The sequence below is a fragment of the Ancylobacter novellus DSM 506 genome, from assembly GCF_000092925.1.
GTDB lineage: Bacteria > Pseudomonadota > Alphaproteobacteria > Rhizobiales > Xanthobacteraceae > Ancylobacter > Ancylobacter novellus.
In genome coordinates this window covers 749574-775337 of record NC_014217.1, presented here as the reverse complement: position 1 = coordinate 775337, position 25764 = coordinate 749574, and the positions used below count along the sequence as shown (strand labels likewise).

The 25764-nt window shown below is 69.8% G+C and carries 20 protein-coding genes; 5 read left to right on the top strand and 15 right to left on the bottom strand.

From position 1 onward, the window contains the following. Window positions 1-16 precede the first annotated feature (16 nt). A complete protein-coding gene (folB, locus tag SNOV_RS03740) occupies window positions 17-379 on the top strand; it encodes a dihydroneopterin aldolase (RefSeq protein WP_013165580.1) in 363 nt (120 codons plus the stop codon). Between the two features lie 60 nt (window positions 380-439). Here the strand turns inward: folB and SNOV_RS03735 are convergent, their stop codons facing one another. Next, complete coding sequence (locus SNOV_RS03735; protein ID WP_013165579.1) at window positions 440-1681, bottom strand: acyltransferase family protein; 1242 nt, start codon at window positions 1679-1681, stop codon at window positions 440-442. A 192-nt stretch (window positions 1682-1873) separates the two neighbouring features. Between SNOV_RS03735 and pepN the strand changes: the two genes are divergently transcribed. Then, complete coding sequence (pepN, locus tag SNOV_RS03730) at window positions 1874-4522, top strand: aminopeptidase N (protein WP_013165578.1); 2649 nt, start codon at window positions 1874-1876, stop codon at window positions 4520-4522. A gap of 127 nt (window positions 4523-4649) precedes the next feature. Then, on the top strand, window positions 4650-6101 hold the full coding sequence (locus tag SNOV_RS22510) for a sensor domain-containing diguanylate cyclase (protein WP_013165577.1): 1452 nt from the start codon (window positions 4650-4652) through the stop codon (window positions 6099-6101). Window positions 6102-6466: 365 nt separating this feature from the next. Here the strand turns inward: SNOV_RS22510 and fae are convergent, their stop codons facing one another. Then, complete coding sequence (fae, locus tag SNOV_RS03720; RefSeq protein WP_013165576.1) at window positions 6467-7006, bottom strand: formaldehyde-activating enzyme; 540 nt, start codon at window positions 7004-7006, stop codon at window positions 6467-6469. 285 nt (window positions 7007-7291) lie between these two features. On the opposite strand from fae, the gene SNOV_RS03715 reads away from it, so the two are divergent. Together SNOV_RS03715 and SNOV_RS03710 are read left to right on the top strand one after the other, a co-directional pair. Beyond that, a complete protein-coding gene (locus tag SNOV_RS03715) occupies window positions 7292-9604 on the top strand; it encodes an ATP-binding protein (protein ID WP_013165575.1) in 2313 nt (770 codons plus the stop codon). Between the two features lie 10 nt (window positions 9605-9614). Continuing rightward, the gene (locus tag SNOV_RS03710; protein ID WP_013165574.1) at window positions 9615-10724 is read left to right on the top strand and encodes an NAD(P)/FAD-dependent oxidoreductase; all 1110 of its coding nucleotides are present in this window, start codon (window positions 9615-9617) and stop codon (window positions 10722-10724) included. 141 nt (window positions 10725-10865) lie between these two features. On the opposite strand, the gene SNOV_RS03705 is transcribed toward SNOV_RS03710, so the two are convergent. The 13 genes from SNOV_RS03705 to SNOV_RS03650 all read right to left on the bottom strand — a co-directional run bounded on the left by SNOV_RS03705 (window position 10866) and on the right by SNOV_RS03650 (window position 25585). Continuing rightward, window positions 10866-13865, bottom strand: a complete 3000-nt coding sequence (locus tag SNOV_RS03705) for a bifunctional [glutamine synthetase] adenylyltransferase/[glutamine synthetase]-adenylyl-L-tyrosine phosphorylase (RefSeq protein WP_013165573.1) — start codon at window positions 13863-13865, stop codon at window positions 10866-10868. A gap of 73 nt (window positions 13866-13938) precedes the next feature. Further along, window positions 13939-15348 (bottom strand): sensor histidine kinase, encoded by a 1410-nt coding sequence (locus tag SNOV_RS03700; RefSeq protein ID WP_013165572.1) that lies wholly within the window; start codon window positions 15346-15348, stop codon window positions 13939-13941. Then, window positions 15332-16012: a response regulator transcription factor gene (locus SNOV_RS03695; protein WP_210160641.1), complete on the bottom strand. Its 681-nt coding sequence runs from the start codon at window positions 16010-16012 to the stop codon at window positions 15332-15334. Before SNOV_RS03695 ends, SNOV_RS03700 begins: the two co-directional genes overlap by 17 nt. Window positions 16013-16302: 290 nt before the next feature. Next, the gene (locus SNOV_RS03690) at window positions 16303-17871 is read right to left on the bottom strand and encodes a Do family serine endopeptidase (protein ID WP_013165570.1); all 1569 of its coding nucleotides are present in this window, start codon (window positions 17869-17871) and stop codon (window positions 16303-16305) included. 91 nt (window positions 17872-17962) lie between these two features. Then, on the bottom strand, window positions 17963-18508 hold the full coding sequence (locus SNOV_RS03685; protein ID WP_013165569.1) for a cytochrome c-type biogenesis protein: 546 nt from the start codon (window positions 18506-18508) through the stop codon (window positions 17963-17965). Beyond that, a complete protein-coding gene (locus tag SNOV_RS03680; RefSeq protein ID WP_013165568.1) occupies window positions 18508-18699 on the bottom strand; it encodes a DUF2283 domain-containing protein in 192 nt (63 codons plus the stop codon). Before SNOV_RS03680 ends, SNOV_RS03685 begins: the two co-directional genes overlap by 1 nt. Further along, entirely contained in the window at window positions 18696-18947 is a 252-nt protein-coding gene (locus tag SNOV_RS22810; RefSeq protein WP_013165567.1) for a DUF4258 domain-containing protein, read from the bottom strand. The genes SNOV_RS03680 and SNOV_RS22810 overlap by 4 nt, the downstream gene beginning before the upstream one ends. Window positions 18948-18950: 3 nt before the next feature. Beyond that, window positions 18951-20939 (bottom strand): heme lyase CcmF/NrfE family subunit, encoded by a 1989-nt coding sequence (locus tag SNOV_RS03675; protein ID WP_013165566.1) that lies wholly within the window; start codon window positions 20937-20939, stop codon window positions 18951-18953. Beyond that, complete coding sequence (ccmE, locus tag SNOV_RS03670; RefSeq protein ID WP_013165565.1) at window positions 20936-21382, bottom strand: cytochrome c maturation protein CcmE; 447 nt, start codon at window positions 21380-21382, stop codon at window positions 20936-20938. The genes SNOV_RS03675 and ccmE overlap by 4 nt, the downstream gene beginning before the upstream one ends. 6 nt (window positions 21383-21388) lie before the next feature. After that, window positions 21389-22513, bottom strand: coding sequence for a c-type cytochrome biogenesis protein CcmI (ccmI, locus tag SNOV_RS03665; RefSeq protein ID WP_013165564.1), 1125 nt, complete (start codon window positions 22511-22513; stop codon window positions 21389-21391). A gap of 273 nt (window positions 22514-22786) precedes the next feature. Next, entirely contained in the window at window positions 22787-23254 is a 468-nt protein-coding gene (locus SNOV_RS03660) for a YMGG-like glycine zipper-containing protein (protein WP_013165563.1), read from the bottom strand. A gap of 256 nt (window positions 23255-23510) precedes the next feature. Next, complete coding sequence (locus SNOV_RS03655) at window positions 23511-24884, bottom strand: sensor histidine kinase (protein ID WP_013165562.1); 1374 nt, start codon at window positions 24882-24884, stop codon at window positions 23511-23513. Further along, window positions 24884-25585 carry a response regulator transcription factor gene (locus SNOV_RS03650; RefSeq protein ID WP_013165561.1) on the bottom strand — a complete coding sequence of 234 codons (702 nt, stop codon included), beginning with the start codon at window positions 25583-25585 and terminating at the stop codon, window positions 24884-24886. Before SNOV_RS03650 ends, SNOV_RS03655 begins: the two co-directional genes overlap by 1 nt. Between the last annotated feature and the right edge of the window lie 179 nt (window positions 25586-25764).

The following is a 25764-nucleotide window of genomic DNA, read 5'->3' as shown; positions in this document are numbered from 1 at the left end:
AGCCGGAACCCAGCACATGTCCGACCGCATCTTCCTCCGGGGCATCGAACTGCACGCCTATCACGGGCTGCACGAGGAGGAGGCGCGGCTCGGCCAGCGCTTCGTGGTCGATGTCGACTGGTGGCTCGATACGGCCCAGGCCGCCGCGCACGACAATTACGGCGAGACGGTCGGCTACGAGAAGATCTTCGAGGTGGTGCACGAGATATCGAGCGGCCACCGCTTCCACATCCTCGAAGCCTTCGCCCAGGCCATTGCCGAGGCGGTGCTGGCGCGCTTCGCCCGCGTCGAGAAGGTGCGGGTGGAGGTCCACAAGCCCGCCGCCCCGATCGCCGGCATCTTCCGCGACGCCGGCGTCGAGATCACCCGCAAGCGCTGAGCGCATGTTCCGCAAAAGTTGTTCGACTTTTGCGATCAGAACATGCGCCGCTCCAACAACTCACCGCCGCCGCTCTTCCACCCGCACGGGCACCGCGACCGAGCGCGGCGGCAGCGGGGCGAGGCTGCGTCCGCCCTTCTCGTGGTGGCGCGCGAAACGGGCGAAGCGCTCGCGCCACGGCTCCTCGACAAGGCGGTAGCTCAGCGCCGCCAGCGCGACCACCGTACCGATGAAGGCGGCGAGCAGCGCCGGCGCGGCCAGCGGGTGACCGAGGTCATAGAGGTGCTTCTCGAAGCCCAGCACCTCGGCCGGCTGGTACAGCGTGTCGCCGGAGAGGTCGCCATAGAGCCAGAGCCCATAGCCGAGCACGATCAGCAGCGGCATGTGGATGAGGTAGATCGAGTAGGACCAGCGCCCGAGCGCGGCGAGCGGCCCCACCCGCATCAGCGCCGACAGCGTGCCGTCCTCGCGGGCGAAGACGAGGATCGCCAGCGCGAAGGCGACCGGCGCCAGCACGCTCCACGGATGCACCTGGTCAGGCCCGGTGCCCGCGGCGGCGATGAACAGGCCGGCGCCGACCACGGCCCCCGCCTCCCAAAGACCGGCAAAGGGCAAGGGCCGGCCGCGCAGCCGCTCATGCCCGTGCCAGGCGACGACGCCGGCGAAGAAGCCGGCGATGCAGCGCAGGAAGCCGAAATCGGCGGTCGAGTTCATATAGGCCGGCGCCGCGAGCAGGATCACCGCCATCGCCGCCAGCGACAGCACCGCCGCTGCTCCCGCGAGGCGCTGCGTGCCGAAGAACAGCAGCACGCCGGCGAACAGGGCATAGGTGTAGAACTCCGCGCCGATGCTCCAGGCCGGCCCGTTCCAGGCGACGCCGTAGAAGCCCATCGAGTTCAGCAGCGCAGCGTTGAGGATCAGCGCCCGCATCGAATAATTGCCGGTGTCGGATTGGATTGCCACGCCGTCCGGATAGTGGCCGCTGAGGTTGAACGCCATCACCGCCAGCATCAGGGCGAAAAGCACGGCGAGATGTAGCGGCCAGAGCCGCCCGATCCGCCGCAGCATGAAGCCGACGGCGTGCCGCGCGTCGCGGATGCGTGCGCGATAGGCATGGCAGACGACGAAGCCGGAAAGCACGAAGAAGAAATCAACGAAAAGATATGAATTTGAAATCAATGTAAAATTCAATGCATCCAATCGTACCACATAGATGTAATGATAGATCACTACCATGATGGCGCATAAACCACGCCAGGAATCGAGCGTTTCGAACCGTTCAGGCCGAACGTTTGCCTGCATTACGGACCACTCCCTCATGCACAAGCCCTGACTTTCCCCAATCGACTAACAGATATTTGCCGCTTGGGTTCCCCGCTTGCGGATAATCGGGAGTGCCACGGGCCATGCGAGACCGTGCCGCCGGGGCTTCCTGTTCGGGGCGCGAGGGCCTACTTGTTGGCGACCTGCCTTTCTCCTGTCCGGAGTTCCGCGATGCCGCGCGATGCCGTCCCCCAGCCCGTCCGCCTCAGCGATTACCGCCCGCCGGACTGGCTCGTGGACACGGTCGACCTCGACGTGCGCCTGCACCCCACCGCGACACGCGTCATCGCCCGGCTCGGGCTGCGGCCCAATCCCGAAGGGCGCGAGGGCTCGGCCATCACGCTCGACGGCGACGAGCTGGCGCTGAAGGCCGTCACGCTCGACGGCGAGCCGCTCGCCGGCAGCGCCTATGTCGCCACCTCCTCCGCGCTGACCATCCTCGCCCCGCCGCAGCGGGCGCTGGTGCTGGAGATCGAGACGCTGGTCGACCCTTCCGCCAACACCAAGCTGATGGGCCTCTACCGCTCCAGCGGCACCTACTGCACCCAGTGCGAGGCCGAGGGCTTCCGCCGCATCACCTATTTCCCCGACCGGCCGGACGTGCTCGCCGTCTACACCACCCGCATCGAGGCCGAGCGCGAGGAAGCCCCCGTCCTGCTCGCCAATGGCAACCTGGTCGAAAGCGGCGATGTCGAGGGCACCAGCCGCCACTACGCCGTCTGGCACGATCCCTGGCCGAAGCCCTGCTACCTGTTCGCCCTCGTCGGCGGCAGGCTCGACCGGGTGAGCGACGAGTTCGTCACCGCCACCGGCCGCAAGGTCGATCTCGGCGTCTATGTCGAGCCGGGCAAGGCCGGGCGCGCCGGCTACGCCATGGACGCGCTCAAGCGCTCCATGCGCTGGGACGAGGAGGCGTTCGGCTGCGAATACGACCTCGACGTGTTCAACATCGTCGCGGTCGCCGACTTCAACATGGGGGCGATGGAGAACAAGGGGCTCAACGTCTTCAACGACAAATACGTGCTCGCCAGCCCCGAGACCGCGACCGACGCCGACTACGCCAATATCGAGGGCATCATCGCCCACGAGTATTTCCACAACTGGACCGGCAACCGCATCACCTGTCGCGACTGGTTCCAGCTCTGCCTGAAGGAAGGGCTCACCGTCTTCCGCGACCAGGAATTCTCCGCCGACCAGCGCTCGCGGCCGGTGAAGCGGATCGCCGATGTGCGCCTCCTGAAGAGCCACCAGTTCCCCGAGGATGCAGGCCCGCTGGCGCATCCCGTGCGCCCGCAGGTCTATCGCGAGATCAACAACTTCTACACCGCCACCGTCTACGAGAAGGGCGCCGAGGTCGTGCGCATGCTGAAGACCCTGCTCGGCGAGGAGGGCTTCCGCGCCGGCATGGACCTCTATTTCGACCGCCATGACGGCGATGCGGCCACGGTCGAGGACTTCCTCGCCTGCTTCGCCGACGCCAACGGCGTCGATCTCACCCAGTTCGCGCTCTGGTACGCGCAGTCCGGCACGCCGAAGCTCGCTGTCTCCGGCCAGTGGGACGAGGCCGCGCGCAGCTTCCGCCTCGATGTCTCCCAGACGCTGGCGCCGACGCCCGGCCAGAGCGACAAGCAGCCCATGGTCATCCCGCTCGCGGTCGGCCTCGTCGGCCCGGACGGGGAGGACCTGCCGCTTGTCCTCGACGACGGCACCAATGCCGAGCGCGGCGTGCTGCTCATCACCCAGCCGAAGCAGAGTTTCGTGTTCCGGGATGTGGCCGAGCGGCCGGTGCCCTCGCTCAATCGCGGCTTCTCCGCCCCAGTGAAGCTGACGAGTGACCTCTCCACCGCCGAGCTCGTCTTCCTCGCCCGCCACGACGCCGACCCGTTCAACCGCTTCGACGCCGGCCAGACCATCGCCCTCGCCTATCTGGTCGAGGCGACGACCGCCGCGCGCACCGGACGCGCCCTGTCCCCGCCGGAGGCGCTCGTCGAGGCCCTCGGTTCGACGCTGGAAGACAGCGCGCTCGACCCGGCCTTCATCGCCCAGGCGCTGTCCGTTCCTTCCGAGGGCGACGTCGCCCGCGAGATCGGCACCGACGTCGATCCCGACGCCATCCACGACGCCCGCAAGGCGCTGCGCCAGACGCTCGGCGAGGCGCTGGCGCCGGCACTGAAGGCGGCCTATGCCCGGCACGCGCCGAGCGGCGCCTATTCGCCGGACGCGGACTCGGCGGGGCGGCGGGCGCTGCGCAATGCCAGCCTCGATCTGCTCGCAGCCGGCGGTTCGCCCGAGGGCATCGCCCGCGCCGTCGGCCATTTCGAGCGCGCCGACAACATGACCGACCGCTTCTTCGCCCTGTCGGTGCTCGCCCACTCGGCGCCGGACGCACGCGAGGCGGCGCTGGCGGCTTTCTATGAGCGCTTCCGCGACGATCCGCTGGTTGTCGACAAATGGCTCGCCTTGCAGGCGCAGATCGCCGAGCCGGGCACGCTGGCGCGCGTCGGCGGCCTCACCACCCATGCGGCCTTCTCGTGGAGCAACCCGAACCGGGTGCGCGCGCTGGTCGGCACCTTCGCCAGCATCAACCAGACCCAGTTCCACCGTGCCGACGGCGCCGGCCACGATTTCGTCGCCGACGCGGTGCTGGAGCTCGACGCGCGCAACCCGCAGGTAGCCGCCCGGCTGCTCGCCGCCTTCAAGAGCTGGCGCGTGCTGGAGCCCGGGCGCCGCGCCTCGGCCGAGCGTGCCCTGCGCCGCGTCGCCGACCGTCCCGGCCTGTCGCCGGACGTCTCCGACATCGTCTCCCGCTCACTCGAGTGAGGGCTGCGCGGGCCGCCGCGGCGCCCCGGCGGGGAGGGACGCGGAGGCATATTGAACGGCTGTGCAAAATATGGCTTGCTCGCCCTTCCGGCACTGGATTGCTCCGTAGTGCGGGGAAAGTCGGTCGATGAGCGATCACGCTTTGCCATCGGAGGACGAAGGCCCGGTGACATCCGAGGCGGCCTTCATTGCGGCGCCCGTGGCATTGTGCGTGATCAGCCCCGACCACAAGCTATGCGTCGCCAACGCTCAGATGGCGGAACTGATCGGCGCGCCGGCGCAGGACCTCGTCGGCCAGCGCGTCGACGCGCTCCTGCCGGAGGCGGTGGCGCTGGTCGAGCGCTGGATCAAGCGGGCGATCGCCGGGCTGCCGATCGCCGGCCACGAGCTCACCCTGCCGGAGACCGGCCGCACCTATCTCGCCGCCGCCTGCCCGCTGCATGATGCGCAGGGCGGGTTCGCCGGCCTCTCCGTGGCGCTGACCGACGTCACCCGCCGGCGCATGCTGCGCACCGGCTTCGCCCAGCGCGAGCGGCGCATCGGCTTCGCGCTGCAGAATGCCGGCCAGTGGGTCTGGGAGCTCGATATCCCCAAGGGCCGGGTGCACCGCTCGCCGCACTGGAAGATGGCGCTCGGCTACGACGTCGACGAGGCGACGGAGGAAGACGAGCACGAGGCCTGGAGCATCGTCCATCCGGACGACAAGCCCATGGTGGAGCAGCGTTTCCAGCAGGTGCTCGCCGGCCGCAGCGACGTGTTCGAGGCGGTCTACCGCCTGCGCGACAAGTTCGGCCTCTGGCGCTGGATCCTCGGGCGCGGGCGCATCGCCGAATGGGACGCCGAAGGGCGGCCGCTGCGCCTCCTCGCCACCAGCGTCGACATCTCCAGGCAGAAGCAGATCGAGGAGGAGCTCGCCGCCACGGTGCGCCAGCGCGAGCAGCTGGAGCGCGAGCTGATCGAAGCCAATCGCCGCCTCACCGAGCTATCCGAGATGGACCCGCTGACCGAGCTGCCCAACCGGCGCAAGTTCGACAGCGTGCTGACGCGCGAGATCGGCCGCACCGGGCGCCACAAACCCTCGCTGGCGCTGATGATGATCGATGTCGACGGCTTCAAGCACTACAACGACCTCTACGGCCACATCGAGGGCGACGAGTGCCTGCGCAAGGTGGCGGAGACGTTGCGCCACTGCGCCCGGCGCACCGGCGACCTCATCACCCGCTATGGCGGCGAGGAGTTCGCCGTCATCCTCGCCGACACCGACGAGAACGACGCGGTGATGGTGGCGACCAGCATGCTGCGGGCCGTGCGGGACCTGCGCGTCGCCCATGCCGGCAGCCCTTACGGCATCGTCACGGTGAGCGTCGGCATCGCCATCCACGAGGCGGCGAACCATGACACGACGGCGCCGCCGGTCCTGGTCGCCAGTGCCGACCGCGCGCTCTATGCCGCCAAGCAGGCCGGCCGCAACTGCATATTGGTGGCGCGGCCGGATGGCGGCGCCATGCGGGTGGTGCTGGCGCCGGACGGTGGCATGGGGGGCTCGCCCGCCGCGCCCGGCTCCGAGGTGCGGCGCTGAGCGGGCTTTTCAGAGTCTGACTCGTAATGGATTTTCGGGGTGGTGGATGCCGCCTTTGCACCGTCATCCCCGGGCTTGGCCCGGGGATCCACGACTTGCCGGGCGCTCCAAGCCGTACCGAAGGCGTGGATGGCCGGGCCAAGCCCGGCCATGACGAACCGCCAAGCATCCCGGTCGCGAATTACGGGCCAGGCTCCTGACCGTGTTCCTAATTTGGCTGCCCGACGGCATCTTCTTTCCCTTCTCCCGGAGGGAGAGGGTTAGGGTGAGAGGGCCTTCGACGCTCCGCAATGTTGTCGCCCCTCACCGTCCCGCTTCGCGGTCCACCTCTCCCCAATGGGGAGAGGGAAGTGCGGGACAGACATTCAGTATTCGATGACGCCGTCGAGCGCGTAGTGCTTGATGCTCTTGCGGTTGGCGATCAGCTCGTCGACCGTCGGCTTGCCGGTCATGGCCCGCTCCAGCGCGATCTTCATCGCCTCGTAATTGGTGCGGTAGAGGTCCGCCTTGTCGAGGTTCTCGTCCTCGGCGCAGCGCGGGTCGAGCCAGACCATCACGATCATGCAGATCTCGTCGGCCTGGTCCTTCGGCAGGATGCCTTCGGCCAGCGCGTCGACGATGGCGTCACCGATCGCGCCCTGCACGACGCCGCCGAGCAGGTCGACATATTCCAGCGTGTGGATGGTCGCCTTGGTGGTCATCATCGTCGCCGGGCGCACCATCTGGTTGAGGTCGCGCACCACGAACATGCGGGTATGGCCCTGCACCTGCCCCATCATCGAAGCGAAGGCGTGCCCGGCCGGCCCGCGCACGGAGCCGATCAGCACCTCCGGCATGGCATCGGTGAACTGTCCATCGGCCGCGAGCACCGTCGCCTCGCCGGTGCGGAACCAGATATCGCTCATGTGATGCTCTCCCTGCTGGCCCGGAACGGGCGGCAGTCGCATAGCATCGGGCGGCCAAAGGCGTCCATGCGGCGCGGTTGTCGCGTTCCGTCGCGCCTATTGTCCGCTTCCGCCACCCACCCTGGCACCGGCGGACCACCCGAAGGTTGCTAAAAGCTTAACTTGACTCCCCCGGACTCTGGACAGGGAGGGGCCGATTCGATTCAAATCGGGGTGATTCGGAGAGATGCGGCACATCGCTCCTATCAAGTGGGAACGGGTTTGGGACTTCGGGGGAGGCCGGCGATGGCGCGCGCCAACGCTGCAGGCGCATCCGTGCGCGTGCAGGCCATGGGAGGGCTCGCACGTTCGGTGGCGAGGCCGGCCTATCAAAGGCTGGTCGAAGCCGAGCCCTTCATGCGCAAGGCCGTCCCGGCCCTGATCATCGCCTTCATCGCCTCGGTCGCCATCGCCGCGCTGGTGCAGATCCGCGCCTATCGCGCCGACGCCGTCGCCAATGCCAAGGACGAGCTGGCGCTGTTCGCCGCCGCCATCTCCAGCGAGATCGGCCGCCACGGCACCGGCACCACGCCGGACGTGCTGCTCTCCTCCAGCCTGCCGCCCCGCGCCACCGAAGATGCGCGCCGCTACGGCCTCGTCGATTCCGCCGGCAAGGTGGTCGCGGCGCATGACGAGGTGGCCGCGGCGCGCGAGCAGATCGGCCAGCTCCTCGCCAATACCCAGGCGCTGACCATCTTCGCCGAGAATGCCGGCGTGCTCGACGTGTCGATGCCGGACGGCTCGCCCGCGCTCGCCACCGTGCGCAACCTGCCGGGCGTGCCCTACCAGCTCGTCGTGGTGCAGCCGCTCGCCGGCGCGCTGGCGACCTGGCAGTCCGACACCATCCTCACCGTCACCCTGCTCTCCACCACCGGCGCGGTGCTGCTGATCCTCGGCTTCGCCTTCCACTGGCAGGCGAGCCGCGCCCGCGAGGCCGACGGCATCTACGACACGGTGCGCGCGCGCATCGACACCGCTCTCTCGCGCGGCCGCTGCGGCCTGTGGGACTGGGACATGGGCCGCGGGCGTATGTTCTGGTCGGAATCCATGTTCGAGATGCTGGGTTTCGAACCCCGTGACGAGCTCATCTCGTTCGGCGAGGTGGCGAGCCTCGTCCATACCGACGACACCAACCTCTACGACATCGCCAAGGAGATCGCCGACAAGCCGGGCCGTACCATCGACCGCGTGTTCCGCATGAAGCACGCCGACGGCCACTGGGTGTGGCTGCGCGCCCGCGCCGAGGTGGTGCCGCAGGACAATGGCGAGCCGCCGCACCTCGTCGGCATCGCCGTCGACGTCACCGAGGAACGCCGCCTCGCCGAGCGCACCGCCACCGCCGACATGCGCCTGCGCGACGCCATCGAGAGCATCTCCGAATCCTTCGTGCTGTGGGATGCCTCGAACCGGCTGGTCATGTGTAATTCCAAGTTCCAGTCGCTGCACGGCTTCGGCGACGCCAATGTGGCGCCGGGCACCGAGTTCGAGACTGTGGCGGCCCTCGCCCGCCAGCCGGTGGTGCGTATCCCGCTGCGCCCCGAGGACCGGCCCGAGGAAGGCGCCCGCGCCTTCGAGGCGCAGCTCGAGGGCGGGCGCTGGCTGAAGGTCACCGAGCGCCGCACCAAGGATGGCGGCTACGTCTCGGTCGGCACCGACATCACCGCGCTGAAGCGCCACGAAGAGCGGCTGATGGAGAGCGAGAAGCGCCTCATGGCCCTCGTCGCGGACCTGCGCAAATCGCAGCAGACGCTGGAGATGCAGGCGCTCCAGCTCGCCGAGCTCGCGCAGAACTACGCCGACGAGAAGACCAAGGCCGAGGACGCCAACCGCGCCAAGTCCGAATTCCTCGCCAATATGAGCCACGAGCTGCGCACGCCGCTCAACGCCATCATCGGCTTCTCCGAGCTGATGGAGAGCGGCCTGTTCGGCCCGCTCGGCAGCGACAAGTACAACGAGTACTGCCGCGACATCCGCGATTCCGGCCGCTATTTGCTCGACGTCATCAACGACATCCTCGACATGTCCCGCATCGAGGCGGGCCGCATGCACCTCAACCTGCAGCCGGTCGAGCTCGACGAGGTGGTCACCGATTCCATCCGCGTCATGTCGGTGCGCGCCGACGAGAAACAGATCACCGTCGCCGCCGACACCGACGGCGCCGTCTCGCTGGAAGCCGACAAGCGCGCGCTCAAGCAGATCACGCTCAACCTGCTCTCCAACGCCATCAAGTTCACCCCCGAGAACGGCCGCGTCTCGGTGCGCACCCGCCGCTCGGCGCGCGCCGCGCTGCTGGTCATCGAGGACAGCGGGATCGGCATCCCCAAGGCGGCGCTGGCCAAGATCGGCAAGCCGTTCGAGCAGGTGGAGAGCCAGTTCACCAAGACCCACAAGGGAAGCGGCCTCGGCCTCGCCATCGCCAAGTCGCTGGTGGAGCTGCATGGCGGCACCATGCGCATCCGCTCCTCCGAGGGCGTCGGCACCACGGTGATTATCCGCCTGCCGCTCAACGGCCGCCCGGCGCTGCAATACCGCTCTGGCCGGGCGCTGCCGGCGGAATAATATCCCACTCATGAGCGAAGAATCGTCTGTCGACTGCGTCGTCGCCGGGGCCGGCGTGGTCGGCCTCGCCATCGCCCGCGCATTGGCGCTCAAGGGCCGCGAGGTGCTGGTGCTGGAAGCGACCGGGCTGATCGGCTCGGACACCTCCGCCCGCAACAGCGAGGTCATCCATGCTGGCCTCTATTATGCCGCCGGCAGCCTCAAGGCGCGGCTCTGCATCGAGGGGCGCGAGGCGCTCTATGCCTATTGCGCCGAACGCGGCATCCCGCACCGGCGCTGCGGCAAGCTGATCGTCGCCACCGACGCCGCCGAGACGGAAAAACTCGCCGCCATAGACGCCCATGCCCGCGCCTGCGGCGTTGGCAATCTCGACTATCTCACGGGCGCGCAGGCCCGCGCGCTGGAGCAGGCGCTCAACGCCGAAGCCGCCCTGTTCTCGCCGTCCACCGGCATCATCGACAGCCATGCGCTGATGCTCGCCTATCGCGGCGAGCTGGAGGATGCCGGCGGCATGATCGCCTTCAACGCGCCGATCCTGCGCGGCGAGGTGACGGCTTCGGGCATCATGCTGGAGGTCGGCGGCGCCGAGCCGATGCGGCTCGCCTGTTCCACGTTCGTCAACGCCGCCGGCCATGGCGCCGTGCCGCTCGCCCGCGCCATCGATGGGCTACCCGCCGAGGCGATCCCGCAGGCCTATCTGTGCAAGGGCAGCTACTTCACCCTGTCCGGCAGGGCGCCGTTCTCCCGCCTCGTCTATCCGGTGCCGGAGCATGCCGGGCTCGGCGTGCATCTCACCCTCGACCTCGGCGGGCAGGCGCGCTTCGGGCCGGACACCGAGTGGATCGACACGCCGAACTACGATGTCGATCCCGCGCGCGGCGAGAAATTCTACGCCGCCATACGCCGCTACTGGCCGGCGCTGCCGGACGGCGCGCTCAACCCCGCCTATGCCGGCATCCGCCCGAAGATCGTGCCGCCCGGCGCCCCGGCGGCCGACTTTCGCATCGACGGGCCGGCCGAGCATGGCGTGCAGGGGCTGGTGCAGCTCTTCGGCATCGAGTCGCCGGGGCTGACGGCGAGCCTCGCCATCGGGGAATTGGTGGCGGGAAAGCTGGGCTGACGAACCGAATCCCGGACCGACCTCATCCTGAGGTGCCCGGCCAAAGGCCGGGCCTCGAAGGATGCTCGTCCAGGTGCACTTGAGCGAGCATCCTTCGAGGCTCGCTTCGCTCGCACCTCAGGATGACGGTGTTTTACCGAGTCAGGCTTTCTTCCGCCGCCGCGGCGCGGGCGGGCCGCTCAGCACCCGCTCAAACACCGCCCGTACCTCGCGCTGCGTCTCGAACAGATGCGCCTCCAGCGTCGAGAAGTCCGGCATTGCCCCCGCCCGCGCCAGCAGCCGGCGCAGCGCCGGACTGGATTCCGCCGGCTTGAACGGCCCGGATAGCGACAGCCGCAGCACCTGCGTCAGATCCTGCGTCAGCCGGCAGGCGTCGCCGAGCAGGTGCCCGTCCAGTACGTCGAGCAGCCCCGCCTGCACCGCATTGCCGATCACCCGCACGGTCGAGGTGTCGATGATCTGCGGATGCGTCTGGGCGTGCGCCAGCACGAGGTACTGGGCGATGAACTCGATGTCGACGAGGCCTCCGCGGGCATATTTCAGGTCCCACGGGTCTTCGTCGCCCTTCTCGTCGGCGATGGCGCCGCGCATGTCGACGATGTCGGCGGCGAGCCGGCGCGGCACGCGCTTGGCCCGCAGCACCTGCGCGATCGCGCCCTCCACCCGCGCGCGGAAGGCCGGCGACGCCGCCACCACGCGGGCGCGGGTCAGCGCCATATGCTCCCAGGTCCAGGCTTCCTCGGCCTGATAGGCCTCGAAGCGTGGCAGGCTGGTCGCGACCGGGCCGGCATTGCCGGAGGGGCGCAGGCGCAGATCCACCTCGTAGAGCTGGCCGGCATTGGTCGGCGTGGTCAGCGCGCTGACGATCCGCTGGGTCAGCCGGGCGAAATACTGCCCGCCATAGAGCGGGCGCCGGCCGTCGCTCTCGGGGTGTTCCTCGTCGAAATCGTAGAGCACGATGAGGTCGAGGTCGGAGCCGGCGGTCATCTCCCGCCCGCCGAGCTTGCCCATGGCGAGCACCGCCACCTCGGCGTCGGCAATGGTGCCGTAGGCCTCGCGGAAGCGCACCATCACCGCCTTTTCCAGCGCGCGGATGATCACGTCGGCGAGCCGGGCGAAGGCTTCGCCGGCGCGCGCGGCCGGCAGCGTGCCGGAGAGGATGCGCACGCCGATCAGCACATGGTGCTCCTGCCGGAAGCGGCGGGCGCGGTCGAGCAGGTCCTCCTCGTCCTCGGCCAGCTCCAGATCGGCGTCGAGCCGCGCGGCCAGCGCCGGCTCGTTGGGCAGCGCGCCGAAGAAGGCGGGGTCCAGAAGCGCATCGATGAGCGAGGGCCGGTGCGACAGCATCTCGCCGAGCCGCGGCGCGGTGCCGAGGATGGTGGCGAGCAGCCGCACGAGGTCGGGGTTGTGCCTGAGCGCCGGCATCAGCCGTAGGGCGCTCGGCAGCTCGTGGAAGAAGCGGTCGGCGGCGTTGAGCCCGGCATCCGGGGCGCCGCCGCGCGCCAGCGCGTCGAGCAGCAGCGGCACGATGGCGGCGAGCTCCTCGCGCGCATGTTCGGGCCGTAGCGCCTTGGGCGCGCCGCAGAGCCAGCCGCGCACCGTGGCGCTCGCCGCCTTGGCGTCGGCATAGCCGAGCCGGCTCAGCGTCGCCAGCGTCTCGCGGTCGTCCTTGTCGGGCGGGAATTCCAGCCGCCCCTCGACCGCCGCACGGGTCGGCGCGTCCTCGAACAGCTTGGCATAGTGGTCCTGCACCCGCGCGAGGCGGCGGGTGAGCGCCTGCGCGAAGCTCGCGCGGTCCTCATAGCCCATGAAGCGGGCGAAGGAAGCGAGCGCGTCCTCCTCCTCGGGCAGCGAATGGGTCTGCGCGTCCGCCACCATCTGCAGCCGGTGCTCGACCCGGCGCAGGAAGTGATAGGCCTCGTCGAGCTCTTCGCGCGCGGTCTCGCTGATCCAGCCGGTCTGCGCCAGCACGGCGAGCCCCTCCAGCGTGCGCGGCGTGCGCAGATGCGGGTCGCGCCCGCCCGCGATGAGCTGCTGGGTCTGGGCGAAGAACTCGATCTCGCGAATGCCGCCGCGCCCGAGCTTGACGTTGTGCCCCTCCACCGCGATCGCCTCATGGCCGCGGAAGGCATGGATGTCCTGCTTCATCGCATGGACCTCGGCCACCGCCGCATAGTCGAGCGTGCGGCGCCAGACGAAGGGCGCGAGCTGGCGCAGGAAGGCGTAGCCGAGCTTGATGTCGCCGGCGATGGGCCGCGCCTTGATATAGGCCGCGCGCTCCCAGGTGGCGCCCTCGCGCTCGTAATAGTCGAGCGCCGCGTCGAGCGAGAGCGCGACCTGCGTCGAGGCCGGATCGGGGCGCAGCCGCAGGTCGACGCGGGCGACATACCCTTCGCCCGTGCGCTCCTGGATCATCTTCACCAGCCGCTGGGTGAAGCGCACGAAGAAGGGCGCGGGCTCGAGGTTCTCCCGGAGCGGCGCCGTCTCTGGGTCGTAGAGCACGATCAGGTCGACATCGCTGGAATAATTGAGTTCGCGCGCGCCGTGCTTGCCCATGGCGAGCACGGTGTAGCCGAGCCCGTCCGGCCACGCCTTGGTGAGCTTGCCGGCAGCCGCCCCCTCGCGGGCGAGGAAGTCGACCGCCGCCGAGATCGCCGTGTCGGCGCCGGCCGTCAGCTCGGCGGTGACAGTGGTGAGGTCGAACACGTCGCCGATATCGGCCAGCGCCACGGTCAGAGCCGTCTCGGCGCGCAGCCGGCGCAGCGCCGCCATCGCCGCCGCCTCGTCCTGCGTCGCGGCGACCGCCGCCACGGCCGCCTCGCGCGCACTGGCAAGGCTCGCCGCCGGATCGCCCTCCAGCACCCGCACCAGCCGGGCGGGATCGAGGCGGATCAGTTCGGTGAGGAAGGGCGAATGCTCGGCCACGCCGGCCAGCACGGCCCGCGCCTCCGGGCAGGCGGCCATCAGCGCCTCCAGGCGCGAGCGCACGCCCTTCGGCGCGCCGGCGAAGGCGTCCTTCAGCGCGGACGGCAGGCGCGGCGGGATGGCAAAGCCGGGCGCCCGGCGCAGTCGTGCCGCCAGGCTGTTCGCCGCGACCACATCCTGTTCCGCCGTTGCTGCCGTGCTGCGCCGTGCCGCCATCAAGACTCCCCTTGGCTCCGCTGCCCGGCCCGAGCTTTACCCCATCTGGTTGCGGAATGCTTAGTCCTGTCGCTCAGGCCGGCTCGTTCTCATCCGACGCGTCGAGCGGCAGGTCGATAACGATCCGCAGTCCCGGATCGTTGCTCTCCAGCGCCACCGTGCCACCGTGGAGGTGCACCACCGCGGCGACCAGCGACAGGCCGAGGCCGAAGCCCGGCTGGGTGCGGCTCGCCTCCAGCCGCACGAAGCGCTCCAGCACGCGCGGCCGGTCGGCCTCGGCGATGCCGGGGCCGCGGTCGGCGACGATGATGCGCGCCCGTCCGTCCGCGCGCATGGCGGTGAGCCGGATCTCGCGGCGCTCGCCCGGCGTGTCCGGCGCGCTGTACTTGATGGCGTTGTCCATCAGGTTGGACATCGCCTGTGCGAACAGTTCGCGCACGCCGACGATCGGCAGCGGGCCGGGAATGTCGGCGACAACGTCGAGCCCGGCCTCGTCCGCCAGCGGCTCGTAGAGCTCGGCGACGCTGGCCGCCGTCTCGGCGAGGTCAAAGCGCACCATGGAGGCGCTCGCCTGCCCGGCCTCGGCGCGGGCGATCATCAGCAGCGCGTCGAAGGTGCGGATCAGCGAGTCCGATTCCTCGATGGTCTGCTCGGTGGCGGTGCGCCACTGCTCGTCGCCCTGCGCCGTGCGCAGCGCGTCCTCGGCGCGGTTGCGCAGCCGCGTCAGCGGCGTCTTGAGGTCGTGGGCGATGTTGTCGGAGACCTCCTTCAGCCCCGCCATCAGCGTCTCGATGCGGCCCAACATGGTGTTGAGGCTGAGCGCAAGGCGGTCGAACTCGTCGCCGGTGCCGGCCACGGCGAGGCGGCCGGAGAGGTCGCCGGCCAGGATGGCGTCGGAGATCGCCGTCATCTGGTCGATGCGCTTGAGCACCCGGCGGGTGACGAACAGCCCGCCCGCCACGCCGAGCACGACGAGGAGCGCCAGCCCCCACAGCGCCGGGCCGATGATGATCTGGCGCAGCTCCTCGCGCTCGACCACGTCCCGCCCGACCAGCAGGCGGAACTCGCCGGGTAGCAGCAGCACATGCACCAGCGCCCGGCTCGGCGGCCCGACCGAATCCTCCGAGCGCACATAGTCGATCTCCCGCCAGCCCTCCTTGTCGAGGAAGTTCAGCGGCAGGTTGAGGACGTTGCCGGCCAGCGCGTCGCCGGAATAGGTGGTCAGCAGCAGCAGGCCGGCATCCGGCGCGCGGGCGCGGCGCGTCACCACCTGCGCGAGGCGGGAGACGCCGCCGCGCTCGAACTGCGCCTGCAGGAAGCGGGTGTCCTTCTCGATCGCCTCCGTCGCCTGACGGGTGACGAGCCGCTGGGTGTGCCAGCCGAGATAGGCGATGACCGAACCGGCGAAGACGGCGAAGACGAGGAGATAGGCCGCGATCAGCTTGAACGCGGTGGTGCGGATGAGCTTACCGAACGCCGTCACGGATGATGTATCCCGCGCCGCGCACCGTATGGAGCAGCGGCGGATCGAAGCCCTTGTCGATCTTGGAGCGCAGCCGCGAGACGTGGACGTCGATGACGTTGGTCTGCGGATCGAAATGATAGTCCCACACGTTCTCCAGCAGCATGGTGCGGGTCACCACCTGCCCGGCATGGCGCATGAGATATTCGAGCAGCCGGAACTCGCGCGGCTGCAGCACGATCTCCTGGCCGGCGCGGGTGCAGCGGTGCGCCAGCCGGTCGAGCTCGAGGTCGGCGACGCGATAGACCGTATCGGCCGCCTGCGGGCCGCCGCGCCGCGCCAGCGCCTCGACGCGGGCGAGCAGCTCGGAGAAGGCGTAGGGCTTGGGCAGATAGTCGTCGCCGCCGGCGCGCAGGCCGGTGACGCGGTCATCGACCTGGCCGAGGGCGGAGAGGATCAGCGCCGGGGTCTTGTCGCCGCGCCCGCGCAGCTCGGCGATCAGCGCGAGGCCGTCGCGGCGCGGCAGCATGCGGTCGACGAGAAGCACGTCGTAGCCGCCCTCGCGCGCCAGCATGAGCCCCTCCTCGCCGTCGGAGGCGACGTCGACCACATGGCCGGCCTCGCGGAACGCCTTGCGCAGATAGTCGGCGGCGTCACGGTCGTCCTCGACGATCAGCAGGCGCATGGCGGGCTCTTGGGCGGAGTCTCTGGCGGCCTTCCGGAGGTCCGCGAGGTCGATGACGGGACCGTCATGCGACCGGCGGGAATCGGAGGCAACGGTGGGATTCGAACTCATTCCCATGTACGTCATTTCGAGCCTCGCGCCTATCGCCGCGCCCCGATGGTGAATTCGCGGCAGGGCCATTCGCACGGCCCTGAAAAAGAATGACGCGGGAAGCCCTTCCGGACTCCCCGCGCCACCGAACCGGCCGCAGCCCAAGGGGCGACGGAACGAGCCGCAACCGGAACCGGTCGTCAGCCGCGCTGGTCGCCCAGCGAGATGGCGACGAAGCGGGTGCCCTGCTCCGACTTGACGCGCATCAGGACGGCCTTGCGGTTGTCCTTCTTCGCGGCGGCGATGCCGTCGCGCACGTCGGCGGGGGTCATCACCGGCTTGCCGGCGACGTCGAGGATGACGTCGCCCGACTTCAGGCCGCGCTCGGCGCCGGGGCCGTTCGGATCGACCTCGGTGATCACCACGCCCTGGTCGCCGGCGCCGGCGACACCCTTGGCGGGAGCGAGCGACAGGCCGAGGCGCGGAATGCCGTGGTTCTGCTGCTCAGTGTCGCCGCCCTTGTCCTTGTCGCCGGCCATCGCGGTCTCGGTCGGCAGCTGCTCCAGCGTGACCGGGATGGTCGTGGTCTTGCCGTCGCGCAGCACGCTGAGCTTGACCGTGGTGCCGGGCTTCTTGCGGGCGATCTCGCGCGACATCTCGCGGGAGTCCTTGATGACCTCGCCGTCGATGGCGGTGACGATGTCGCCCGCCTTCAGGCCGGCCTTCTCGCCGGGCGTGCCGGGCTGCACCTGGGCGATCAGCGCGCCCTCGGCCTGCTTCAGGTCCATCGCCTCGGCGACTTCGTCGCTCACCGGCTGGATCTGCACGCCGACATAGCCGCGCGCCACCTGGCCGCCGGCCTTCAGCGCCTCGACCACCTCGGAGACGGTCTCGGAGGGAATGGCGAAGGCGATGCCGACATTGCCGCCCGAGGGCGAGACGATGGCGGTGTTCACGCCGATGACCTCGCCGTCGAGGCCGAAGGTCGGGCCGCCCGAATTGCCGCGGTTGATCGGCGCGTCGATCTGCAGGAAGTCGTCATACGGACCCGAGCCGATGTCACGGCCGCGGGCCGAGACGATGCCGGCCGTGACCGTGCCGCCGAGGCCGAAGGGATTGCCGACCGCGACCACCCAGTCGCCGACGCGCGGGGCCTTCGCGGCGAGCTTCACCCACGGGAAATCGCCCTTGCCGTTGACCTTGAGCAGCGCCACGTCGGTGCGCGGATCGGTGCCGATCACCTTGGCGGTGTAGCTCTTGCCGTCGGTGGTGGTGACGTCGACCTCGGAGGCGCCGTCGACCACATGGTTGTTGGTCACGACATAGCCGTCGGCGGAGATGAAGAAGCCGGAACCCTGGCCGACCACGGCGCGGTGCTGGCCGCCGCGCGGGCCCATGCCCGGACCACCCGGCGCGCCCGGACCGCCGGGGCCGAAGCCGAAGCGGCGCATGAAGCGCTCGATCTGCGGGGGAATGTTCTGGTTGCCGTCCTCGTCGTCATTGGCGGCGACCTGGTCCTCGTCCTTCTTCACCTTCACCGAGACGACGGCGGGCGAGACCTTCTCGACGATGTCGGCGAAGGAGAAGGTGCCGGCCGGCTGGTTGGTGGAGAGCTGGGCGGCGGCGGGGGTCACGACCTCGGGGACGACGATGGCGCCGAGGGCGCCGCCGGCGAGAGCCAGGGTGAACACGCCGGCGAGCAGCCGGGAACGGCTGCTGCGCAGCGTGAAGGAATTCTTGGGAGTCGGGGTGAGCGCGTTGCGCGACATGTGTCGTTCCTCGTTCGACAAGCCTCTTCCCTCGCGGGAGGGTCGATGAGGAAACTAGGGCGCGTCGCCTTAACGCAGGCTGGCGGCGACGTTAAACTTTCGTAACGTCGCCTGGCTCGCGCAGGGCCTCGCGCAGGCGTGTCTCCTCCTCGGGAGACAGCGGGGCGACAGCCGTCGCGGGCTGGCCCGCGCGCCGGCGCAACGCGATGAGCACGCCGATGCCGCCGATGACGAGCACGGCGAAGGGCGCCAGCCACAGGATCGCATTCGCCCCGTGCCAGGTCGGGCGCAGCAGCACGAACTCGCCATAGCGGGCGACGAGGAAGTCCATCACCTGCCCGTCGCTGTCGCCGGCCTCGATCCGCTCGCGCACCAGCAGGCGCAGGTCGCGCGCCAGCGGCGCATCGGAATCGTCGATCGACTGGTTCTGGCAGACCATGCAGCGCAGCTCCTTGGAGAGCGTGCGGGCGCGGGCCTCTTGGGCGGCGTCGGGCAGGACCTCGTCCGGCTTGACGGCGTGGGCGGGACCGATCAGCGCGAAGCCGATGAAGGCGGCCACCAGCAACGTCCGCAGGCGGGCGCCGCCGGGTCCTCGGGCCAGGCCCGGGGATGAGGGTGATGACGAACGGACGCTCATCACTCCGCTGCTTCCGTCAGCACTTCCGGCGCCAGCTTCTCCCGCGCCTGCAACAGCTCCAGCGCGAGGATGTGGCCCTCGTCGTCATAATCGAGGATCACGCCGGGCGAGACCTCCTCGCTCTCGACGATCTCGCCCGTGCTGAACCGCACATAGAGCGCGTTCGCCTCGGGATCATATTTCAGCTTCATGGCCGCCGGGCTCCACGATCGAAGAAGGCCGTGACGACGAACCTCGTCGCGCCATCGTCCCTGTAAACTACACGCAAAATGCGTCCGCCGCGCTCCGGTACCGACGCGAAGGCGCGGGTAAGCTGCGGATCGTTCGGATCTGGCTCCACCCATTCCGGCGACGCCAGCACGCGCTTCACCCACGCGATATCAAGACCGCGCTCACGCAGTACGACCTGCATATGGGCGCTGAAGCGATGGTTCGGCACCCTTCACTCCGCCGCCACCGGAGCCGCAGCCTTCGGCTTCTTCGCGGGCTTCGGCGCGCCGACGCGCAGGCGGCGATCCGACAGCGACAGCGCGCCGCCGAGCGCCATGACGATGGAGCCCAGCCAGATCAGCGTCACGAACGGCTTCCAATAGGCGCGCACGCCCACCGCGCCGCCCGGCAGCTCGTCGCCGAGGCTGACATAGAGCTGGCTGAAGCCGATGGTGCGGATGCCCGCCTCGGTGGTCGGCATGTTGCGGGCGGTGAACAGGCGCTTGGCGGATTCGATGGTGCCGGCGTCGACGCCGCCGCGGCGCACGTTGAACACGCCGACGAGGTCGCGATAGTTCGGCCCCTCGCGCGGCTCCAGCCGGTCGAGGGTGAGCTCATAGCCGCCGACCTCGAAGCTCTGGCCGACCTTCACGCCGATGATGCGCTCGGCGTTCCAGCTGGTCTCGGCGATGATACCGAACAGGCAGACGCCCACCCCGGCATGCGCCAGCGCGCCGCCGAAGGCCGAGCGCGGCAGGCCCCTGAACCGCGCCACGGCCGTGCCGAAGGGCACCCGGCCGAATCCGGCGCGCTCGAATATCTCCACCGCCGCGCCGATGACGACGAAGGCGGCGAGCCCCATGCCGAAGGGCGCGAGGATCGGGCCGCCGCCCTGCGCATAGGCGGCGAGCGCGGCGATGACGATGCCGGCGCCGAACGCCGTCATCAGCCGCTGCGCCGCGCCGGCGAGGTCGCCGCGCTTCCAGGCCAGCAGCGGGCCGAAGGGCATGGCGAAGACGACGGGCAGCATCAGCGCGCCGACGGTCAGGTTGAAATAGGGCGGGCCGACGGTGATCTTCGAGCCGTCGAAGGCCTCCAGCGCCAGCGGGTAGAGCGTGCCGACGAACACCGCCGCCGCCGCCGCGGTGAGCAGCAAATTGTTCAGCACCAGCGCGCCCTCGCGCGACACGGGCGCGAAGATGCCGCCCTGCCGCAGCGCCGGGGCGCGCCAGGCATAGAGCGCCAGCGAGCCGCCGATGAAGAAGACGAGGATGGCGAGGATGAACACGCCGCGCGTCGGGTCGGTGGCGAAGGCATGCACCGAGGTCAGCACGCCCGAGCGCACCAGGAAGGTGCCGAGCAGCGACAGCGAGAAGGCGAGGATGGCCAGCAGGATGGTCCAGACCTTCAGCGCGTCGCGCTTCTCCATCACCACGGCGGAATGGATCAGCGCGGTGCCGGCGAACCACGGCATCAGCGAGGCGTTCTCGACAGGGTCCCAGAACCACCAGCCGCCCCAGCCGAGCTCGTAATAGGCCCAGTAGGAACCCATCGCGATGCCGAGCGTGAGGAACGCCCAGGCGGTCAGCGCCCAGGGCCGCACCCAGCGCGCCCAGGCGGCGTCGATCCGCCCCTCGATGAGCGCGGCGACGGCGAAGGCGAAGGTGATGGAGAAGCCGACATAGCCGAGATAGAGCAGCGGCGGATGGATGGCGAGGCCGATGTCCTGCAGGATCGGGTTGAGGTCCTGCCCCTCCGCCGGCGGCGGCACCACCCGGATGAACGGGTTGGAGGTCAGCAGGATGAAGAGCAGGAACGCCACCGCGATGGAGGCCTGCACGCCCAGCACATTGGCCTTCAGGCTCGCCGGCAGGTTGGAGCCGAACAGCGCCACCAGCGCACCGAAGACGGCGAGCACCAGCACCCAGAGCAGCATGGAGCCCTCATGGTTGCCCCAGACGCCGGTGATGCGGAACAGCAGCGGCTTCATCGAGTGCGAGTTCTCGACCACGTTCAGGACCGAGAAGTCCGACTGCACATAGGCCGCGGTGAGCGTGGCGAAGGCGAGCGCGATGAAGCCGGCGAAGGCGATGGCGAGCGCCGGCCCGACCCGCATCAGCGCGGCGTCGCCAGTACGCGCCCCCCAGATCGGCAGCACGGTCTGCAGGATCGCGATGGCGAGCGCCAGCACCAGCGCGTAATGGCCGATCTCGGGGTTCATTGCGTCGCCTCGCCTTCCTTCCAGACGCCCTGCTTCTTCAGCGCATCGGCGACTTCCTTCGGCATGTAGTTCTCGTCGTGCTTGGCGAGCACGCTGTCCGCGCGGAAGGTGCCGTCGGGCTCCATCACGCCCTCGGCGATCACGCCCTGCCCCTCGCGGAACAGGTCGGGCAGCAGGCCGACATAGTTCACGGTGAGGTTGGCGCCGCCATCGGTGACGACGAAGCGCACATGGGTGTTGTCGGCCTTCACCACGCTGCCCTTCTCGACCAGCCCGCCGAGGCGCAGCCGCGTGCCGGGCATGGTGCGCTCGGCGGCGATGTCGCTCGGCGAGCGGAAGAACACGATGGTGTCGTTGAGCGCGAACAGCACCAGCCCGCAGGCTATGCCGAGCACGCCGATCGCGGAGCCGATGAGGAGGAGGCGGCGGCCTTTGCGGGTCATGATGATCTAGCTCCCGAGGCCGAGTTCGCGCGCCAGCGCGTCGATGCGGCCGAGCGCGGGTTCGTCCTTGGCGAAATGGGTGCGGGCGTCGCTGGCGGCAGCCTTGGCTTTCTCCGCCTCGCCCAGCACGCTCCAGGCGCGCATCAGCCGCAGCCAGCCGTCGATGTCGTTGCCATCCTGCGCAAGGCGGGACTGCAGGCGCTCGACCATGCCGCGCACCATCTCCTGGCGCTGCTGCGGCGTGAGGCTCTCGGCGGCGGCGACGTCGGAGGTGCTCGGGCCGGGCGCGGCGGCCGGCGGCACGGCGCCGACGCGGGCCATGGAATCGTGCACCAGCCCCAGCCACGGCGCATCGGCCGGGGAATCCGCCGCCAGCGCGCCCCAGATCTTCCCGGCCTCGGCAGGCTTGCCGTCCTGCTCGGCGGCGAGGCCGAGGAAATAGCGTGCCTTGGGGTCCTTCGGATCGTCGGCGAGCGCCGCCTCGAAGGCGGCCTTGGCCTGCGCGGTGACGACGCCGCCGGCCTGCGCGATCAGCGCCTCGCCGAGTCCGGTCTGGCGCTGCGCATTGGAGCCGAGCAGCCGGATGGCGCTGGCCCAGGCGCGCGCCGAGTCGTCGATCCGGCCCATGCGGGCATAGATCGGCGCGACCACCTCGTAGCCGCGCCCATCGTTAGGGTTGGCCTCGAGATGCGCCTCGACCTTGCGGATGAGGATGGCGATGTCGGATTGGTCGGGCCGCGCCTCCAGCCGGGTGGCGAGCGGCTGCGGCGGATAGCCGGGCGAGCCGAGCGTCAGATAGAGCGTGCCGGCGATAACAGGCACGCCGACGAGCGCGACGACGGCGGCGGCGCGCCGGCGCGTCTCGGCGCCTCTGGAACTCGCCCCTTGCTGCGCGGCCTCGGCCGAGGCGCGCAGGATGCGCCGGCCCACCTCGGCGCGCGCGGCCTCGCCCTCGGCGGCGCCGATCTGGCCGGTGGCGCGGTCGCGCTCGATCTCGGCGAGCTGGTCGCGGTAGACGGCAAGGTCCGCCTCCGCCGCGCTGGCGGCCGGCGCCACGCCGGCGCGCAACGGCCAGAGCACCGCCAGGATGGCGGCGCCGGTCATCAGCGAGAAGGCGATCCACAGCAACATTAGGGTTCCTCTAATGAGCTGAGGTAGCCGAGCCTGAGCCCGCCGCCAATCCGTAACACCCTCAGTCGGATCGACGCAGGGTCACACTCGCGCGAGGCTGCGTGGTGCTGTGGCACCGGCGTCAGGGCGTCCGAGGGCCTGCGTGCTTCGAGGCCGGCCTTCCGGCCGGCACCTCAGCATGAGGACGGTTTCTCGTCGGCATTCCGCGCATCCTCATCCTGAGGCGCTCGGGCAACGCCCGAGCCTCGAAGGATGTTCGGCTGTGCGTTCGCGTCAGCCCGCGATCGGCGACCACGTGCCGTCCGGGTTGCGGCAGGCGGTGCCGCGAGCGGTCTGCGGCTGGCCGTTGACGTAGATGGTGTGGGTGAATTCGCGGCACTTGGGCGAGCCGCCGCGCGCATAGGCCGGGCCGGGAACGATGGTGCCGTAATTGCCGCTGTCGCCGCGCCAGCTCACCGGCGCGCCCGGATTGCCATATTCCAGCGCCTGCATCTCGGCGTCGCGCGCACGCTGCCGGTCGGCCTGGTCGAGCGCGTTGCCGATCGAGCCGCCGATCAGGCCGCCCACCGCCGCGCCGATCGCCGTGCTCGCGGCATTGTGGCCGGCCAGCTGGCCGATCACGCCGCCCGCCACCGCACCGATGGCCGCGCCGCCGACGGTGTTCGGGTTCTCCTGCACGGTGCTGCAGCCGGAAAGAACCAGGCCGATCAGGCCGGCGGCCGCAAGTTGGTATGCGCGCATGAATCTAGTCCCCTCAGCTCGGTCACGATATTGTCGCCCGCACCAAGCGAGAGGAATAGGGCGAAACCGCGGCTGCGTCACCTATATCGGGGCACCTTCGGGTCTGGTTCAGAATTGAGTCCGGGCGGGCGGCGGCCTCCCTCTCGCCCTCATGGCCGGGCTTGACCCGGCCACCCAGTGACCGGGTGCAGGCGGAAAGGCTGGGTCCCCGGGTCAAGCCCGGGGATGAGGGAAGAAAGAAACGACGGGCAGACGCTCACGCCGCCGGCAGCCGCACCACGCAGCGCAGGCCCCCCAGCGGCGCGCGGCCGAGGGTGAGCCGCCCGCCATAGAGCCCCGCCAGCTCCGCCACGATGGAAAGCCCGAGCCCCGAGCCGGGCTTGGTCTCGTCGAGCCGCTTGCCGCGCTTGAGCGCCTCGGCCTGCTGGTCGGGGGTGAGGCCCGGCCCGTCATCGTCGATGGTGAGCTCGAAGAAGGCCCGTTCCCCGCTCACTGCGGGCACCGGCGCGGCGGCGATCTCGACGCGGGAGCGGGCCCATTTGCAGCCATTGTCGACGAGGTTGCCGAGGATCTCCTCCAGGTCCTGCCGCTCGCCGCGGAAGCGCAGGCCGGGCGCCACCTGCGCCTCTATATCGACGCCCTTGGAACGGTAGACCTTGGCGAGGGTGCCGGCGAGCCGCTCCACCACCGGCTCGACCTCCTCCACATTGGTGACGACCGAGGCGCGGGCGGCGATCCGCGCCCGCTCCAGATGATGCGCCACCTGGCCCTTCATCAGCTCGGTCTGCTCGCCCACCTTGGCGGCGAGCGGATCGTCGGGTGCGCGCGCCGCCTCGTTCTGGAGGACGGAGATCGGCGTCTTCAGCGCATGGGCGAGGTTGCCGACATGGGTGCGGGCGCGCTCGACGATCTCGCGGTTGGTGTCGATCAGCGCGTTCACCTCGGCGGCGAGCGGGGCAATCTCGACCGGATAGTCGCCTTCGAGCCGGTCGGCCTTGCCGGCGCGCACCGCGTGCAGCGCGTTCAGCATGCGCTTCAGCGGCCGCAGCCCGAACAGCACCTGGAAGACGAGGGTGAGCAGGAAGGCGGCGCCGAGCGCGGCCAGCGTCACCGCCAGCGCGTAGTCGAAGGCCTCGACCTCGTTCTCGATCTCGCCGGCATCGGCGGCGACGGCGACCGCGTAATTGCCGTCCTCGCCGAGATCGACCATGCGCTCGACGATGCGCAGATTCTGGTTGGACGGGCCCTTGGCGTAGCCCTCGCGCATGCCGGTGAGCTCGGGCTTGTCCTGCCGCTCGAACAGCAGCGGCAGCTTGCCCTCGGGCATGGAGCGCGAGGTCTTCACCTGCCGCGCCGGTCCGTCGGTGCGGGTGATCTGCCAGTACCAGCCGGAGATGGGGAAGTTGAACAGCGGATCGCCGAGCGTGGTCGGCTCCGGCATGGAGCCGGCGGTGGAATTGGCGACGTCCGCGACGATGGTCTTGAGATAGACGTCGAGCCGCTGGTCGAAGGCGCGCTCCACCGCGTCGCGATAGACCGAGTGCAGGGCGAAGCCGGTGACCAGCAGCACGGCGGCGCTGATCACCGTCGCCGAGATGAAGAGGCGTAGCGCCAGCGAGCCGGCGCGCATCAGCCGGGCGTTCCCTTGGACTGCGTCTCCTGACGCGGCGCCTCGGGCGGCACCAGCAGATAGCCGAGGCCGCGCACGGTCTGGATCACCTCGACGTCGAGCTTCTTGCGCAATCTTCCGACAAAGACTTCGATCGTGTTGGAATCGCGGTCGAAGTCCTGATCGTAGAGATGCTCGACCAGCTCGGTGCGCGAGACCACGCGGCCGGAATGGTGCATGAGATAGGCGAGCAGGCGGTGCTCGTGCGATGTGAGCTTCACCTGCCGGCCGTCCACCGTCACCCGGCCGGAGCGCGTGTCCAGCATCACCGGCCCGCAGGTCAGTTCGCTCGCGGCATGGCCGGCGGAGCGGCGCAGCAGCGCGCGGATGCGCGCCAGCACCTCCTCCATGTGGAAGGGCTTCGCCACATAATCGTCGGCGCCGGCGTCGAAGCCCTGCACCTTGTCGCTCCAGCGGTCGCGCGCGGTGAGGATGAGCACCGGCATCTTGCGCCCCTCGCGCCGCCAGGCTTCCAGCACCGAGAGCCCGTCCATCTTCGGCAGGCCGATATCGAGCACGATGGCGTCATAGGGCTCGGTCTCGCCGAGGAAATGGCCCTCCTCGCCGTCATAGGCGCGGTCGACGGCGTAGCCGGCGTCGGTCAGCGCCTCGACCATCTGGCGGTTGAGATCGGGATCGTCCTCGACAACGAGCAGGCGCACGGCAATTCCTCAACGCGACGCCGCGCGGGGTCGGCGCGGCGCGGGGAGAATGCCATTGCGCGGCGCGGATGTCAGGTGCGGGCACCATTCATCACGCCCTCATGGCCGGGCTTGACCCGGCCACCCAGATTCCAGCCGTACGACCTTGCGGCACGAAGACTGGGTCCCCAGGTCAAGCC

Bases quoted from the DNA above. Each gene is read 5' to 3' on its own strand.
- ccmE (WP_013165565.1), bottom strand. From the start codon at position 21,382: ATGACCCGCAAAGGCCGCCGCCTCCTCCTCATCGGCTCCGCGATCGGC.
- fae (WP_013165576.1), bottom strand. From the start codon at position 7,006: ATGAGCGATATCTGGTTCCGCACCGGCGAGGCGACGGTGCTCGCGGCC.
- SNOV_RS03680 (WP_013165568.1), bottom strand. From the start codon at position 18,699: ATGAAGCTGAAATATGATCCCGAGGCGAACGCGCTCTATGTGCGGTTC.
- SNOV_RS03715 (WP_013165575.1), top strand. From the start codon at position 7,292: ATGGCGCGCGCCAACGCTGCAGGCGCATCCGTGCGCGTGCAGGCCATG.
- pepN (WP_013165578.1), top strand. From the start codon at position 1,874: ATGCCGCGCGATGCCGTCCCCCAGCCCGTCCGCCTCAGCGATTACCGC.
- SNOV_RS03710 (WP_013165574.1), top strand. From the start codon at position 9,615: ATGAGCGAAGAATCGTCTGTCGACTGCGTCGTCGCCGGGGCCGGCGTG.
- SNOV_RS03690 (WP_013165570.1), bottom strand. From the start codon at position 17,871: ATGTCGCGCAACGCGCTCACCCCGACTCCCAAGAATTCCTTCACGCTG.
- SNOV_RS22510 (WP_013165577.1), top strand. From the start codon at position 4,650: ATGAGCGATCACGCTTTGCCATCGGAGGACGAAGGCCCGGTGACATCC.
- SNOV_RS03685 (WP_013165569.1), bottom strand. From the start codon at position 18,508: ATGAGCGTCCGTTCGTCATCACCCTCATCCCCGGGCCTGGCCCGAGGA.
- SNOV_RS03675 (WP_013165566.1), bottom strand. From the start codon at position 20,939: ATGAACCCCGAGATCGGCCATTACGCGCTGGTGCTGGCGCTCGCCATC.
- SNOV_RS03660 (WP_013165563.1), bottom strand. From the start codon at position 23,254: ATGCGCGCATACCAACTTGCGGCCGCCGGCCTGATCGGCCTGGTTCTT.
- ccmI (WP_013165564.1), bottom strand. From the start codon at position 22,513: ATGTTGCTGTGGATCGCCTTCTCGCTGATGACCGGCGCCGCCATCCTG.
- SNOV_RS03695 (WP_210160641.1), bottom strand. From the start codon at position 16,012: ATGCGCCTGCTGATCGTCGAGGACGACCGTGACGCCGCCGACTATCTG.
- SNOV_RS03735 (WP_013165579.1), bottom strand. From the start codon at position 1,681: ATGCAGGCAAACGTTCGGCCTGAACGGTTCGAAACGCTCGATTCCTGG.
- SNOV_RS03655 (WP_013165562.1), bottom strand. From the start codon at position 24,884: ATGCGCGCCGGCTCGCTGGCGCTACGCCTCTTCATCTCGGCGACGGTG.
- folB (WP_013165580.1), top strand. From the start codon at position 17: ATGTCCGACCGCATCTTCCTCCGGGGCATCGAACTGCACGCCTATCAC.
- SNOV_RS03705 (WP_013165573.1), bottom strand. From the start codon at position 13,865: ATGGCGGCACGGCGCAGCACGGCAGCAACGGCGGAACAGGATGTGGTC.